General features: G+C 62.8%; 11 protein-coding genes. 5 read left to right on the forward strand and 6 right to left on the reverse strand.

Annotated features, from left to right (window positions below; genetic code table 11):
* The first annotated feature begins 70 nt into the window (after positions 1-70).
* The 3 genes from RQ865_RS02595 to RQ865_RS02605 all read left to right on the forward strand — a co-directional run bounded on the left by RQ865_RS02595 (position 71) and on the right by RQ865_RS02605 (position 4,045).
* On the forward strand, positions 71-1,150 hold the full coding sequence (locus RQ865_RS02595) for a 2,3-butanediol dehydrogenase (RefSeq protein ID WP_311477272.1): 1,080 nt from the start codon (positions 71-73) through the stop codon (positions 1,148-1,150).
* Positions 1,151-1,273: 123 nt separating this feature from the next.
* Positions 1,274-2,509 (forward strand): ornithine--oxo-acid transaminase, encoded by a 1,236-nt coding sequence (gene rocD / locus RQ865_RS02600; protein ID WP_311477274.1) that lies wholly within the window; start codon positions 1,274-1,276, stop codon positions 2,507-2,509.
* 579 nt (positions 2,510-3,088) lie between these two features.
* On the forward strand, positions 3,089-4,045 hold the full coding sequence (locus RQ865_RS02605) for an alpha/beta hydrolase (RefSeq protein WP_311477276.1): 957 nt from the start codon (positions 3,089-3,091) through the stop codon (positions 4,043-4,045).
* Here the strand turns inward: RQ865_RS02605 and RQ865_RS02610 are convergent.
* From RQ865_RS02610 to RQ865_RS02625, 4 genes are all read right to left on the reverse strand, one after another.
* The gene (locus RQ865_RS02610) at positions 4,042-5,517 is read right to left on the reverse strand and encodes an amino acid permease (protein WP_311477278.1); all 1,476 of its coding nucleotides are present in this window, start codon (positions 5,515-5,517) and stop codon (positions 4,042-4,044) included. The two genes, RQ865_RS02605 and RQ865_RS02610, sit on opposite strands and share 4 nt — an antisense overlap.
* A gap of 253 nt (positions 5,518-5,770) precedes the next feature.
* The gene (locus tag RQ865_RS02615) at positions 5,771-6,817 is read right to left on the reverse strand and encodes a biotin/lipoate A/B protein ligase family protein (protein WP_311477279.1); all 1,047 of its coding nucleotides are present in this window, start codon (positions 6,815-6,817) and stop codon (positions 5,771-5,773) included.
* Positions 6,817-7,266 carry a GNAT family N-acetyltransferase gene (locus RQ865_RS02620; protein ID WP_311477281.1) on the reverse strand — a complete coding sequence of 150 codons (450 nt, stop codon included), beginning with the start codon at positions 7,264-7,266 and terminating at the stop codon, positions 6,817-6,819. Before RQ865_RS02620 ends, RQ865_RS02615 begins: the two co-directional genes overlap by 1 nt.
* Positions 7,267-7,316: 50 nt before the next feature.
* On the reverse strand, positions 7,317-9,035 hold the full coding sequence (locus tag RQ865_RS02625) for an MDR family MFS transporter (RefSeq protein ID WP_311477283.1): 1,719 nt from the start codon (positions 9,033-9,035) through the stop codon (positions 7,317-7,319).
* Between the two features lie 284 nt (positions 9,036-9,319).
* On the opposite strand from RQ865_RS02625, the gene RQ865_RS02630 reads away from it, so the two are divergent.
* Positions 9,320-11,239, forward strand: coding sequence for a hypothetical protein (locus RQ865_RS02630; RefSeq protein WP_311477285.1), 1,920 nt, complete (start codon positions 9,320-9,322; stop codon positions 11,237-11,239).
* Positions 11,240-11,327: 88 nt separating this feature from the next.
* Here RQ865_RS02630 and pgm read toward each other — a convergent pair whose 3' ends face one another.
* Positions 11,328-12,950: a phosphoglucomutase (alpha-D-glucose-1,6-bisphosphate-dependent) gene (gene pgm, locus RQ865_RS02635; protein WP_311477287.1), complete on the reverse strand. Its 1,623-nt coding sequence runs from the start codon at positions 12,948-12,950 to the stop codon at positions 11,328-11,330.
* 95 nt (positions 12,951-13,045) lie between these two features.
* Between pgm and pheA the strand changes: the two genes are divergently transcribed.
* On the forward strand, positions 13,046-13,963 hold the full coding sequence (gene pheA / locus RQ865_RS02640) for a prephenate dehydratase (RefSeq protein ID WP_311477288.1): 918 nt from the start codon (positions 13,046-13,048) through the stop codon (positions 13,961-13,963).
* 39 nt (positions 13,964-14,002) lie between these two features.
* On the opposite strand, the gene RQ865_RS02645 is transcribed toward pheA, so the two are convergent.
* The gene (locus tag RQ865_RS02645; protein ID WP_311477289.1) at positions 14,003-15,037 is read right to left on the reverse strand and encodes a diacylglycerol kinase family protein; all 1,035 of its coding nucleotides are present in this window, start codon (positions 15,035-15,037) and stop codon (positions 14,003-14,005) included.
* Positions 15,038-15,042: the final 5 nt, after the last annotated feature.

Here is a 15,042-nt window from a genome sequence, read left to right on the forward strand (position 1 = left end):
TGAGCTTGGGCGTTTTCGCCGCCAGTCGGCTCGTAACCCGTGCCGATTCATCGTCTCCAAGGAGGTTGTTATGAAGGCCGCACGCTACTACGGAAACCACGACATTCGCATCGAAGACATTCCCACACCGGAGGTCGCTCCGGGAACTGTCGGCATTGACGTTGCCTGGTGCGGTATCTGTGGCACCGACCTGCACGAATATCTCGACGGCCCCATTTTCTGTCCGCCGGCAGGGCATCCGCACCCCATCTCGGGTGAGTCATCGCCCATCACGCTCGGGCACGAAATGTCGGGCGTTGTCTACGAAGTGGGTGAGGGCGTTGACGGGCTCGAAGTTGGCGACCATGTCGTCGTCGAACCCTACATCATCTCCGACGACGTCGACACCGGCCCCGACAGCAACGACTACCACCTGTCGAAAGACATGAACTTCATCGGTCTGGGTGGCCGCGGTGGCGGTCTGGCAGAGAAGATCGTCGTCGAGCGCCGCTGGGTGCACAAGATCTCGAAGGACGTGCCCCTCGACCAGGCCGCGCTCATCGAGCCGTTCTCGGTTGCCGTGCACGCCGTTGAACGCTCGGGCGCCAAGGCCGGCGATGTCGCCATCGTTGGTGGTGCCGGGCCGATCGGTGTGCTCTGCGGTGCCGCGCTGAAGGCCATCGGTGCCACGGTCGTGGTGTCAGAGCTGAGCGAATTGCGTCGCCAGAAAGCCCTCGACTCGGGTGCCGCCGACTACGCTTTCGACCCGCGCGAGGTCGACGTGGTCGAGAAGGTGCGCGAACTCACCGGTGGTAAGGGTGCAGATGTTGCCTTTGAAGCCACCAGCGTGCAGGTGGTGCTCGACACCCTGATGGATGCACTGCGTCCCACCGGTGTGCTGCTCATCGTCTCGATCTGGGGTCACAAGTCTGAGTTCGACATGCACAAACTGGTGATGAAAGAGATCGACATGCGCGGCTCGATCGCCTACGTCAACACGCACCCCAAGACCATCAAAATGGTCGAAGAAGGCAAGGTTGACCTCAAGCCCTTCATCACCGGCAAGATCGGCCTCGACGACCTCATCGACAAGGGCTTCGACACCCTCATCAATCGCAACGAAACTGCGGTGAAGATCCTGGTGTCGCCCTCGGGTAAGGGTCTCGAATAGTCTCAGCAGACGGTGTGCGCCCTGATGCGCACTGTGCGCGCCCCGCAGCCAAACTCTGGTTTGCTGCGGGGCGCTTCGCAACTGCGCGGCGGGTAGCTGTTTTTCGGCCACTAGGCTTGGAGCATGTCTGAACTGTCTTCACGCGCATCCGCAGAAATCCAACTCGTCAACGAACACGGCACCAACAACTACGGCCCGCTGCCGGTGGTGCTGGCTGAAGGCAAAGGCGCCTGGGTCACCGACGTTGATGGCAAGCGCTACCTCGACGCCGTCATGGCCTACTCGGCCGCGAACTTCGGCCACTCGAACGACAAGTTCATCGACATCGCCTGCGCCCAGATGCGCAAACTCGACCTCACCTCGCGCGCGTTCTACGCCACCGGATTTGGCGAGTTTGCCGAGGCGATCACGAAGCTATCCGGCCTCGACCGCGTGCTGATGATGAACACCGGTGCCGAAGCCAACGAAACCGCCATCAAAGCCGCCCGCAAGTGGGGCTACAAGATCAAGGGTGTGCCCGCCGACCAGGCCAAAATCATCGTCATGCACGGCAACTTCCACGGCCGCACCACGACCATCATGTCGTTCAGCGATGACGAAAACGCCCGCGACGGGTTCGGCCCGTTCACCCCCGGATTCGTGAAGGTGCCGTTCGGTGACGCCGACGCGATCGAAGCGGCCATCGACGACAACACCGTCGCCGTGCTGCTCGAACCGATTCAGGGTGAGGGCGGCGTCGTGGTGCCGCCCGAGGGCTACCTCAAGCGGGTGCGCGAGATCACCCAGCGGGCCAACGTGCTGATGATCTGCGACGAGGTGCAGACCGGGATGGGGCGCACCGGTACGCCGTTCCGCTTTCAGGCCGAGGGCATCCTGCCCGATATCGTCACCTGCGCGAAATCGCTGAGCGCGGGCCTCTACCCGGTGTCGGCGGTGCTCGGCAGCAACGAGGTGATGAGCGTATTCACGCCGGGAACACACGGTTCGACCTTCGGCGGAAACCCGGTGGCAACCGCGCTCGGTAAGGCTGTATGTGACGAACTTGCCACCGGTAAGTGGCAGGCGCATGCCGAAGAATTGCATCCGGTGCTTTTTGACGGGCTGCGGGCGCTGCTCGGGCGCGGTCTCACCGAGGTGCGCGGTGTGGCGCTGTGGGCCGGTGTCGACATCGACCCAGCGATTGGCACGGCTGCCGAGGTGGTTGCCGAGCTGATCGAGCGGGGGATTCTGATTAAGAACACCCGTCCGCAGTCGATCCGAGTTGCGCCGCCGATCGTGGTGAGCCGCGAAGAGATCGAGCTGTTCGTACGCGAGTTCACCGCGGTGATTGAGCGTCGCTGGAACGAACGCCGGGCCTAGTTACCGCGGGGGTGGGGACGCGCATCCCACCCCCGGTTAGCATCCCGGTGCTGCCTGCATCCGGTGCTGCCTGCATCCGGTGCTGCCTGCATCCGGGCCCTGCCTCTGCCCCTCTGCCCTGCTTCTGCCTCTGTGCCCTGCGAATTTTGTTTCCTGGCTGCAGTAGTGGATTCGGGCTCTGATTTTTGGCTGCAGAATTGGCGGGGTAGGTGCCAGAACCGGTGATTTCTGGCCTTTTTCCGTCGAGCTGCAGTCAAAAATCAGGAAACAGGAAACAAAAATCTGCGGAGATCGGGTGCAGGTTTGTTTCCGGGCTTGCTGTGTCTGCATCCCGGTGCTGTCTGCATCCGGCCTGCTCTGCCTGCATCCGGGACCCTGCTTCTGCCTCTGTGCCCTGCGAATTTTGTTTCCTGGCTGCAGTAGTGGATTCGGGCTCAGATTTTTGGCTGCAGAATTGGCGGGATAGGTGCCAAAACCGGTGAATCTGGGCCTATCTTGGTCGAACTGCAGTCAAAAAACTAAAAACAGGAAACAAAAATCCGCAGGGAGCCGCAGGGATGCGGGCATAGGGTGGTTGATATGAGTCCTCGACCGGTAGCCGAACGCTTCTACACACCCAAACAAGACACGAGCCAAGACGGCATCACGGTCGACTACCTCGAACAACAGGTTCGTATCCGGGGAATCAACGTACACATCTACCAGTGGTCGGCAAATCGTCGCCGCCCGCACGCAATCGTGCACATCTCGCACGGCGCCGGTGAGCACGCCCGCCGCTACCAGCGCCTAGCCAACATCCTGGCCGCCGCCGGATACACCGTAATCGCCGACGACCATTACGGTCACGGCCGCACCGGTGTCGGCGCCTACGGTCTCGGCCAGCTCGGTCCCGAAGGTGTGCACGGTGCCCGCCGCGCAGTTCGTGAAGTGCTGCACCGCATCCGCGCCGAACACAGCGGGCTGCCGATTATCGAGCTCGGGCACTCGTGGGGTTCGCTCATGGCCCAGCAGCTTTTTCGCAACAACACCGACCTCTTCGACGCGCTCGTGCTCTCGGGCACCACGCTCGCGCAGCCGGGCCTGATCAACGTCGGTAACTACAACGCCGCGTGGGATCACCTGCAAAAGCCGCACGGGCTCAGCTGGCTTTCGCGTGACGAAACCGAGGTGCACCGGATGCTTGACGATCCGTACGGTTTCGATATCGCCCACTCATCGGTGTGGTCACCGCTGGGGGCGCTGGGATTACTCACCCTGCCGCCGCTGCCGCGGCGAGGGCGGGATGCGCGCCTGCCGGTGCTGATTCTCGGTGGCGATCACGATCCGCTCAGCTATGGCGGGCGGGGTGCGCGGGCACTTGCCTGGGCGTACCGTCACGTGACGCGGCTACAGGATGTGGAGCTGCGCATCTACCCGGGCGCGCGACACGAGGTGTTCAACGAACTCGATCGCGACACCACCACAAACGACCTGCTGCGCTGGCTGGCGTTCCGATTCGAACCACCCGCCAGCGCAGCAGAAGATCAGCTCGGCTAGTTATCGATTCCCTCGCCGACCACATCGATGTTGTGCGTCAGCGCCTCGGCGTCGATGCGGCCACGCACCACGAACCAGCCAATGAACATCACCACGAGCGCGATGGCGAACAGGCCGAGCGTGAGCGGGCCGATTTCGCCGTCGAGGCCGATCATCACAACCACCGACACCAAGAACACCAGCGTCAGCAGGTTGACCCACGGTGCGAAACGCAGCCGGAACTCGGGGCGCTGCAGCCGACCCTGCCGGGCGCGGCGCACGAGCGCCCAGTGACAGAGCATAATCGATGCCCAGGCCGATACGGTGCCGATACCCGAGAGGTTGAGCACCACCTCGAACGCCTTTTCGGGCATGATCATGTTGAGGAACACACCGAGGATGCCGACGGCGCAGGTGATGAGGATGCCGCCGTAGGGCACGCCCGACTTGTTCATCCGTTTCGCGAACTTCGGCGCGGTGCCGGCCATCGCCAGCGAGCGCAGGGTGCGGCCGGTGGCGTAGAGCCCGGCGTTAAGGCTCGACATGGCGGCGGTGAGCACCACGAGATTCATCACATCGTCGGCGGCGGGGATGCCGATTGCGCTGAGCACGGTGACAAAGGGGCTTTCGTGCGACGAGTAGGCATCCCACGGCATAAGCAGGGTGAGTAGTAGCACCGAGCCGACATAGAACAGCAGGATGCGCCACACGACCGAGTTGACCGCGCGCGGAATCGACTTGTGCGGGTCGGTTGATTCGCCGGCGGTGATACCGACCATTTCGATTCCGGCGAAGGCGAACACCACGCCGAGAGTGATGGCAAACAGTGAGCCGATGCCGTTCGGGATGAGGCCGCCGTGTTCGGTGATGAGGCTGAGGCCGGGCTGGTAGTCGCCGACGTTCTGGCCGGTAATCAGCACCCAGATGCCGATGATGCCGAACAGCACAATCGCGCCCACCTTGATGAACGCGAACCAGAACTCGAGCTCGCCAAAAAGCCGTACCGAGATGAGGTTCATGGTCATCACGACGGCGAGCGCGACGAGCGCGAGCACCCACTGGGGTACCGGCATGAAAATCGACCAAAAGTGGGCGTAGAGCGCTACCGCGGTGATATCGGCGACGACGGTGGCGGCCCAGTCGAGGAAGTAGAGCCAGCCAACGGTGTAGGCACCCTTTTCGCCGAAGAATTCACGCGCGTAGCTGACGAAGGCGCCCGATGAGGGGCGATACATGGCGAGCTCGCCGAGCGCCCGCACCACGAGGTAGGCAAAAACACCGCAGATCGCGTAGACGATTGCGAGGGCGGGGCCGGCGATTTCGAAGCGGCCGCCGGTGCCGAGGAAGAGCCCCGTGCCGATTGCGCCGCCGATGGCGATCATCTGGATGTGGCGGTTCTGCAGCCCTTTTTTGTAACCGTGGTCGCCGATATCGACGGTGCCGGTGTTGCCCGCGGGGGTTGCGGAGTTGCCGCTATTTGTCTTCGTTGACATCTTCTCGCTTTGGTTAGGGCTGTGGAGTCGGCACCGGAATTGGTGTGGCTCGCGCAACCGACATTTCTCGTTTGGCAGTTCAGCTGTGCGCGGTTACCGCGGTGGCGGCGAACTGAGGCACAGCTGAGTGAGCTGCACTCAGCCATCATGAACCGTTCAGCTGCAAGCCAGAATGCCAAGTTTGGTGATGGGCACCATACTGACTATAAATCTCAGCTTATTGCTCACCCCTGGAATAGGGGGGATGCTTGGGCTAGGGAACCCGGAATGTCCACTCGTCGCTGGCGAACTTCGTGTCGGCAAGTTCGCGTGCCCGCTGCAGCTCGGACGGGGTTACCTCACCAAACTCGGCGCGGTTATTCGCCATGAACGAGCGTGTGAGCGACTTGATGATCTCGTCGCGCGGCATCCCGGTTTGTGACCGCAGCGGCGACACCCGCTTTTTCGCCGAGCGGATGCCCTTATCGCTGACTTTCTCGCGCCCGATGCGCAGCACCCGAGTCATCTTGTCGGCGTCGATGTCGTACGAGAGGGTGGCGTGGTGCAGCACCCCAGCTCCCATGCGCTTCTGCGCGGCGCCGCCGATCTTCCCGGCCGGTGAAGCAATGTCGTTCAGCGGTTGATAGGTGGCATTGACACCGATCTCGCGCAGTGCCGTCAGCACCCACGCGTCGAGATAGGCGTATGACTCGGCAAAGCTCATCCCGGCCACCAGTTCGGTGGGTACGTAGAGCGAGTAGGTGACCACGTTGCCGGCCTCCATAAACATCGCCCCGCCACCCGAAACGCGACGGATCACCTGGATGCCTTCGGCGCGGGCCGCATCCAAATCGACCTCATTGCGCACCGATTGATACGAACCGAGAATCGCGGCCGATTCGGTCCACTCCCAAAACCGCAGGGTGGGGGCGCGGCGGCCGGCGGCAACTTCTTCGGTGAGCACCTGGTCGAGGGCGACATGCACGCGTGCCGGGAGCGGCCCCGGATGCACGATCTGCCAGTCGTAGTCGTTCCATTCGCGTGCGCCGGTGACGGCGCGGCGCACGACGGTGGCGATTGCGGCCGGGCTCACCCCCACCAGGTGCGCATCTTCGGGGAGTGCTTCCTGCACGGCCCGGGTGATTTCGGCGGCCGGCGTGTCGACTGGCAGCCCGGTAAGCGCAGCATTGATTGCGTCGAGCGCTTCATCTGGTTCGAGGAAGAAGTCGCCAGCGACGCGAGGATGTGCGATGTGGTTATCGCGCACCTCGAAGTCGATCACCACGAGCTTGCCGCCGGGCACCTTATATTCGCCGTGCACTACTGACCTTTCTGATCGATACCGAACTGTTCGCTGCTTGTTGGTTCGGTGACGCCGGTTGAATCGTCGTCGAGGGCGGGGGTCACTTTGGCGCTGTCGAGACGTTCGGCGGCGTCTTCTGCCGCGGGTTCAGCGGCTTGGGATGCGCCGGTGCCGCGGGTGGTGAGATACCCGAACTCGGGGTGGCGGCGCAGCCACATCGCCACGTATGAGCACTCCGGGACGATTGTTGCCGTCGTGGTTTCAGCGAGCTCGCGCAGCCCGTGGGCAACGAGCTGTGAGGCGACGCCACCGCCCTGGTGGGCTTCATCGACGACGGTGTGGTCAATGATGATGCGGTCGCCCTGGTCGACGAACGACATGAATCCGACGAGTTGATCGCCGTGATGCACCACGAATCGTGAGCGGCTGGCGTCGCGCGTGTACGTGTAGCTGCCTGAATCAGTCATGCAACCAGTGTGCCGCTGCGGGCTGGACGTTTCCGCAAGCCGGTGGCCGGTTATGATCGCGCGGGTGGTTCTTTTCGGCGCCGGGACGCGGTGCTGTCACCTGCCGGTGTGTCGGTTTGTCGGAGCACGATCGGGATGGTGCCGGTGGGTGCATCTCCGGCGGTGCTCGGCGGTGCGATCTGGCTGCGGTCGTGGAGCTCTTGCAGCGCTGACCGGTCGCCGAGGCGGGTGTTTGGCAGCAAGAACGATAGTGCCAGCGCGGCCGCCACCATGGCGAGCCCGAACCAGAATGCCTGGACGGTCGACTCGTTAAATGCCCACAAAAACGGTGCGGCGAGCTGATCGTTGGCCTGCATTAAGAACGAGGTGTCGCCATTGAGCGAGTTCATGGTTTCGTTCGGTGGCGATTGCAGAATCTGGATCAGGACGGCGTTATCGGGATCGGCCCGCACTGCTTTTTGACTCAGCGCATGCTGCAGATTGGCGTGCAGGTCGGGGCGTTCGAGTGCCTCCGAAAGACTGAGTGGAAGCGAGCCGAACAGCACCGAGAAACCGATCCCGGTGCCGAAGGTGCCGCCGATTGAGCGGAAGAATGCCGATGACGATGAGGCCACGCCCATCTGATCGGGTTCGACCGCCGACTGTAGTGTCAGGGTGAGTGATTGCAGCAGTGCACCCAGTGAGACGCCGAAGAGCACCATCGGCAGATACAGGCGCCAGACCGGCTGGTCGTATTGGCTGGTGGTGAGTAGCCAATAGGCCACCAGTAGTAGCGCGGTGCCGCCCACCACCAGGGGTTTGGTGCGGCCCAGTTTCGCCACCACGAATCCCACCACAAGCGATGAAATAAGCTGCGCGAACACCTGCGGCAGCAGCGCCAAACCCGCGGCAGTTGGGCCGAGGCGCAGCACGATCTGCATGTAGAGCGGCAGGATGATCATGGCCAGAAACATCCCGAACCCCACCAGCACACTCACCCCAACCGCCACCGAGAAGGTCGGGATGCGGAAAAGACTCAGCGGGATGATCGCATCGTCACCCATTCGCCGTTCGACGAAGGCGAAGATAATGAGCGAGACGACGGTGGTCAGATAGCAGGTGATGGCGGTGGGGGAGGCCCAGCCCCAGTGGGTTCCCTGCTCGGCAACCAGGATGAGCGGCACCACAACCAGCACCACAAGTGCCGACCCGAACCAGTCGATGCGGGCGCTACCGTGCACTTTGGGTAGGTGGAGGTAGCGCCAGGTGAGGATGAATGCGACCAGCCCCAGCGGCACGCTGATGAGGAACACCCAGCGCCAACCGGTGACCCCGAACACCTCGTCGATACCGGCGAGCAGCCCACCCACGAGGGGGCCAGCCACCGAAGAAACACCGAACACGGCCATGAACAGGCCCTGCACTTTAGCGCGCTGGGCGGGCGAGAGCACGTCGGCGATGATGGCCAGTGGTAGCGACATCAAGCCGCCCGCACCCAGGCCCTGCACGCCGCGGTAGGCGGCGAGCTGGATCATATCGAGCGAGGTGGTGGCAAGTAGCGAACCGGCCACAAAAAGCGTCATGGCCGCCAGCAACAGTGGTCGGCGCCCGAAAATATCAGAGAGTTTGCCGTAGATTGGGGTGCTTACCGTTGAGGCGATAAGAAACGCGGTGGTTACCCAGGCCTGCAGTGACACGCCGCCGAGGTCATCGGCGATAGTGCGCATGGCCGTGCCGACGACGGTCTGATTGAGTGAAGAGAGAAAGAGTGCCGCGAGTAGGCTGGCCATGATCAAGCGGATCTCGCGTGGTGAGAGTACCGGAGCCGTTCTCCCCTGCAAATAACCACCTTCTTTGGCGAGATTGAGTCGGCTGGAACGTTAGTTGGCTAGCGACAACCCGCCTAGCTTACGCGTTACTTACAAGTGAAACCGGTAGATTCTCGACAAAGCCTCTACTTCGGGTCTGTACGAATCAACCCAGTGCGGAGTGAAACATCATGATCAATTGTTCTCTATGCGGAGCCGCGGCGGCCCCCGGGCGACGTTTTTGCGGTGAGTGCGGTGCCAGACTCATGCCGCAGCCGAATGATGAGCGAAATGCCGTGATGCACCGCCCCGGCGGCGGCGTGCCCGACCCGTTCACGGTGGGTGGCAGTGACGATGCCGCGAACGACGATTTTTTCTCGCAGTTCGTACCGAAGTCGTCGTTCGATTCGAACGAAAATCCACAGCCACCCAGCCGGCGATCGCGACGCCGCTTCATTCCGCGCCTCTACGACACTGGCGAGGTGCCGACTATGCTTCCGAAGCTTGACGGCGAACCCGCGCCGCAGCCGCCGGCATCGAATGCCGCTGCCTCGCCAGCCGCGGAACGACCAGATGCGCCCGACCGGTCGAAGCCTGCAAACCAGTCTGAACCGTGTCGCGAACCCGCACAGCCTGACACTCAGGCTCAGCAACAGCGTGAGGCTCCGGCCTCGGCCCAGCCCAAACCCCCGACCCAGCCCAAATCACCGGCCCAGCCACAGCCGCCGGCCCAGCCACAGCCGGAGGCCCCGCCCAAACCCCAACCCAAGCCTCCTGCTCAGCCACAACCACAGGCTCAGCCACGGCCTCAGGCCCCGGTGGCACCGCAGGCGATGAACCGCGACAATCAGCGGGCCGGCTCGCCCACAGCGGCGGCACCCAGACAGCAACCCGTATCCGACGACCTTGATCAGCCGACCGCGCCAGTGTTTGTGCCAGAGTCGTTTCTGAGCGATGAACCAGACGACAAACCGGCAGCGCAAACTGCATCCGCGCCGCCCACGGTCGAAACAGGTGGTGTTGAACCGCCCACCGAGTCGGCGGACGAGTCGACGTTCACCGAACTCATTGTCGGGCTCGACAACGACCCCGCTGATCGTCCCATTAGCTCACCCGCCTTTAACGAGACGGGTATTGTGCCGCTGCCGCAGCGCACCCCAGCGTCGGTTGACCCTGAGGTAACCGCCGCTCGTGAGCGGGCGGCCGCGTTCTGGAGCACGAACGGCGGCGAAAACCTCGAGCCGACCGACCGTCACGACGAGCCGCAGCTTCAGGGCCCTGCCGAACCCGAGCACGACGATGACGATGACTTCACCGATATCGACAGTCTCTTTGCCGATCCCGAACCCGTTGAGCGGTTTGCTGGCGGTGACGCTGCAGACCCGGGGGCAACGCAACGCCACGAACCGGTAGCTGCGCCGCAGTCGCAGTCACCGTTTGCTCCTGGTGTCGCCGCCGGCGCAGCGGCGCCGCCATTTGGTGGGTTCGCGCAGCAGGATGCACATCACGACTCGGCGGGCCTGCCGCCGATTCCAGCCGACTCTGGTGGTGCCGGGGGCGGGAACGAAAAAGAACAGCAGCGTCGGGGCGTGCGAGTGATCCTGGTTGCTGCCGCGGCCGCGCTGGCGATTATCGGCGCGGTGTTTGGCGTGACACGCCTCTTTAGTGGCGGCGAAGGCGGTGAAGCCGCGGCAACTGCCAGCAGCACGACCGCGCCGGCAACGGTGAGAGCCCCGGAAATACCGACGAACAAAGCTACCGAGCCGCCAACCGAAACACCCACCGAGCAGCAGCCCAAGTTTGCGCCGGTGGCTTTCCAGAGCGAGTCGGGCAATATTCGCTGCCAGATCACGCCCGAAAACGGTGTGGCCTGCCAGATCCTGAGCCCGGCATTCACGCCTGATGAGCACCAGTGCGATGCTGGTTTCAAGGGCGCAGCAGTGGGCCTCACAAAAGACGGCGTGAACTATCCGTGCCTCGAACACGATCTTGCCGGTGGCCAGGTGCTCGCCTATAACGAGCCGATTTCGGCGGGCGAATACCAGTGCGTAATCGATTACGAGCTGGGCCTCAGCTGCAATAATGCGGCAACCGACGCATTCACGATGGAGTTCTCGGCCGGTATTAGCAGTTCGGGCAACGTCGCTGCGGATAAAAACCCAACAGTTCCGGTCTACACGCCATAGCGCGGTGTTCTCGCGCGCTCAGCATTGCGGGGTCGTGTGACAAACCTGCCGCACGACCCCGCAACGCTCGAAAGATTTGTGGCTCGCGCTAACTACCGAGCGCCCGATCCACAATCGCCTTCGCCTCGGCCTGCACCTGCTTGAGATGCTCGGGGCCGCGGAACGATTCGGCGTAGATCTTGTACACGTCTTCGGTGCCCGACGGGCGCGCCGCAAACCAGGCGTTCTCGCTGACGATCTTGACCCCGCCGATCGGGTCGCCATTACCCGGTGCCTCCGACAGCCGCGCGATAATCGGTTCGCCAGCCAACTCGGTTGCGGCAATCGAATCACCCGAAAGCGCTTTCAGCACCGCCTTCTGTTCGGCAGTAGCTGGCGCATCCACCCGTTGATAGGCGGGGTCACCGAACTGTTCGGTGAGGTCGCGATAGTGGTGTGAGGGCGACTTGCCCGTCACCGCGATGATTTCGGCCGCGAGCAGCGCCAGCAAGATACCGTCTTTATCGGTGGTCCAGGTGGTGCCATCAAACTTCAGGAATGCGGCGCCGGCCGACTCTTCACCGCCAAACACAACCGAGCCATCCGAAAGGCCCGGCACAAACCACTTGAAGCCCACCGGCACCTCAATGAGCTTGCGCCCGTGCGATGCAACCACCCGGTCGATCATCGAACTCGACACGAGTGTCTTACCGATACCTGCCTCAGGTGACCAATCGGGTCGGTGCTGCAGCAGATAGTTGATCGCCACCGCGAGGTAGTGATTCGGATTCATCAACCCACCCGAGGGAGTGACAATCCCGTGGCGGTCGGCGTCGGCATCGTTACCGGTGAGCACGTCATACTCGTCTTTGTGTGCGAGCACCGAGGCCATTGCCGCCGGCGAAGACGGATCCATGCGGATCTTGCCGTCCCAGTCGAGCGTCATGAACGGCCAGCGCGGATCAACCACCGGGTTCACCACGGTCAGATCAATGCCGTAGGTCTCGGCGATGCGCTGCCAATACTTCACACTCGAGCCGCCGAGCGGGTCGGCGCCGATGCGCACACCGGCACGCTGAATCGCCTCGAAATTGATGATGTCGGCAAGCGCGTCGACATAGTTGCCGAGGAAGTCGTACCTACCAACCTTGCCATCAGAGTTCACGCGCAGCACACCCTCGAGCCCCGTCGCAATAAGATCATTCGCGCGGTTCTCAATCCACTTGGTCACGTCGGTGTCGGCCGGGCCACCGTGCTGCGGGTTGTATTTGAAACCGCCATCCTGGGGCGGGTTGTGGCTCGGGGTGATGATGATGCCGTCAGCAACATCATCGTGGCCACCGCTGTTGTAGGCAATGATGGCGCGTGACAGTGCCGGTGTGGGAACCCACGAATCGTCGGCATCGGCCAGCACGTTCACGCCATTAGCTGCCAACACATCCAAAGCGGTCTGTTCAGCCGGTTCTGAAAGCGCGTGCGTGTCGCGCCCGATAAACAGCGGCCCGGTAATGCCCTGCCCGGCACGGTACTCGCAGATCGCCTGTGTGATCGCCAGAATGTGCGTCTCGTTGAACGACGACTTCAGGCTCGAACCGCGGTGACCCGAGGTGCCAAAAGCAACTCGCTGCGTCGGCTCGTTCACATCGGGAACGTTGCGATAGAAGGCGCCGACCAACACGTCAACGTCGATGAGATCTTCCGGAAGGGCAACTGTGCCAGCTCGCTCATGCATAGTTCTATCCAAACAGTTGTGGGTGAACTTCGCCTTACGCAAAAGCCGAGAGGGTAGCCGAGCACAGCTGTTGCAGCTCGCTCTAGGCTGGAGGTATGGAGACGATCTCGTTCCTCGGCCCCGCCGGCACCTTCACCGAAGCCGCCCTCAAACTCGCCCCCGACGCGGTAGGGAAACACTGGAAACCGGTAACCAATGTGCTTGAAGCGCTTGAAGACGTGCGCACCAAACGGTCGGTGGCGGCGATGATCGCTCTCGAAAACTCAATCGAGGGCGGGGTGACTGCCTCGCAGGATGCGCTAGCCACGATGCCGGGGCTGCGCATCTCGGGCGAGTATGTGGTGCCCATCCGCTTTGGCCTGGCCGTGCGACAGGGGGCCGCACCCGGGCAGATCCGCCGGATTGCCGCGCATCCGGTTGCCTACGGTCAGTGTCGCCGCTGGCTGCAACGCAACGCACCCGGCCACGAACACATCATCGCCGTATCGAATGTGGCAAGCGCACACGACCTGCTCGACGAAACCAACCGTATCGACGCCGCCATCACCCCGATGACAATTCAAGATCACGTCGATGTTGAACTGCTCCACGGTGATATCCAAGACAACCACAACGCCTTCACCCGCTTCGTGCTGGTCACCACCCGCACCGATGTGCCCGCCCGCACCGGCAACGACAAAACCAGCCTGATCGTCGAGCTTCCCGAAGAACGCCCCGGCGGGCTGATGTCGATGCTCGAGCAGTTCGCCACCCGCGGGATCAACCTCTCAATGATCACCTCGCGACCACTCCCAGAACAACCGGGTCGCTACCGCTTTGTGATCGACCTCGACGGACACCTGCACGATGCGCGCGTGCACGAGGCGCTTTTGGGGCTGCGCCGATTCAGCCCGCGTGTAATCTTCCTCGGATCGTACCCCCGGGCCGTGGCCTCGCGCGTGGAAGTAAACCAGGCCTACGCCGACGAAAACTTCACCGAAGCCGAAAAATGGGTGGCAGCGCTCGACCGCTAATGGCACCGCTCATTCCGCAGCCAAGCCGCTGAACGTCAGCTACGCATTCAGGGCAGGAACACGCACGTTCAACGCTGCGTGATGCACCACCACCGAACCGGCACGCACGCTACCGATCAGGTCACCATCCAGCTGGAACGCTTCGGCAGCCGAGTCGACAGCGAACGACACGGCCCCGCCCTGCGCGGTGGTGATCGCCCGGTTGCCGCTATTGCGCCGGGCAACCTGCTTTTCGGCATCCGATTCCAACAGTAAATCGCGCAGCGGCGGCACGACCGCCGAGATACTCCGCAGCATCCCCTGACCCAGCAGCTCAAACCAGCCCATCAAGCCGCGCGGGCGCGCGATCACCACATCGAGCATGCCGTCATCGAAGCTGGCGTCGGGTGCGAGTGTGAACCCGCCCTGCAGCTGACCACAATTGAGCAGCAGCATCGAGGCGGCGCGCACGCCATAGGTCGGGGTCGAATCGATGCGATAGCGCGCCGTGAACATCGATTGCCGCCGCAGCGTGCGGGCGATACCGCCAATATAGGCAATCCATCCGAGGCGCTGCTTTTTGTCTTCATCAGTGAAGCGAATCATGCCGGCATCGATGCCCATGCCCGCCATCACCAAGAACCACTCTCGAACCGTCTCACCGTCATCGAGCGTCGCGGAGAGCTCGCAGGCATCAAGCGGGCGGGTGTTGCCACCGAACGCATGCTCGAAATGCGTGCGCAGTGGTTGCCGCGGATCAATACCGACGTTGCGCGCCAGCAGGTTGCCGGTGCCAAGCGGAACAATACCCAGCATCACCGACGACGCTGTATCAGCAAGTGCGGCGGCAGCCTCCCGCACCGTACCGTCGCCACCACAGGCAATGACGAGATCGACACCGGCCGCAATCGCGTCGGCGGCGGCCTCGGTTGCCGAATAGTCGGGCCGGGTGGGAAGGATCTTTGAAGGCTCGTAGCCGTTCGCAATTTCGCACGGCCGCAGCGCAGCGGCCAGTTCCGACTCGTCGATTTTGGTGGGGTTGAAAACAATCGCGGCGCGCACCGTGCCTCCCGGTGTCGGGTTCAATGATCCCATTCACG

The organism is uncultured Gulosibacter sp., from assembly GCF_963509965.1.
In the GTDB taxonomy this organism is placed as follows: domain Bacteria; phylum Actinomycetota; class Actinomycetes; order Actinomycetales; family Microbacteriaceae; genus Gulosibacter.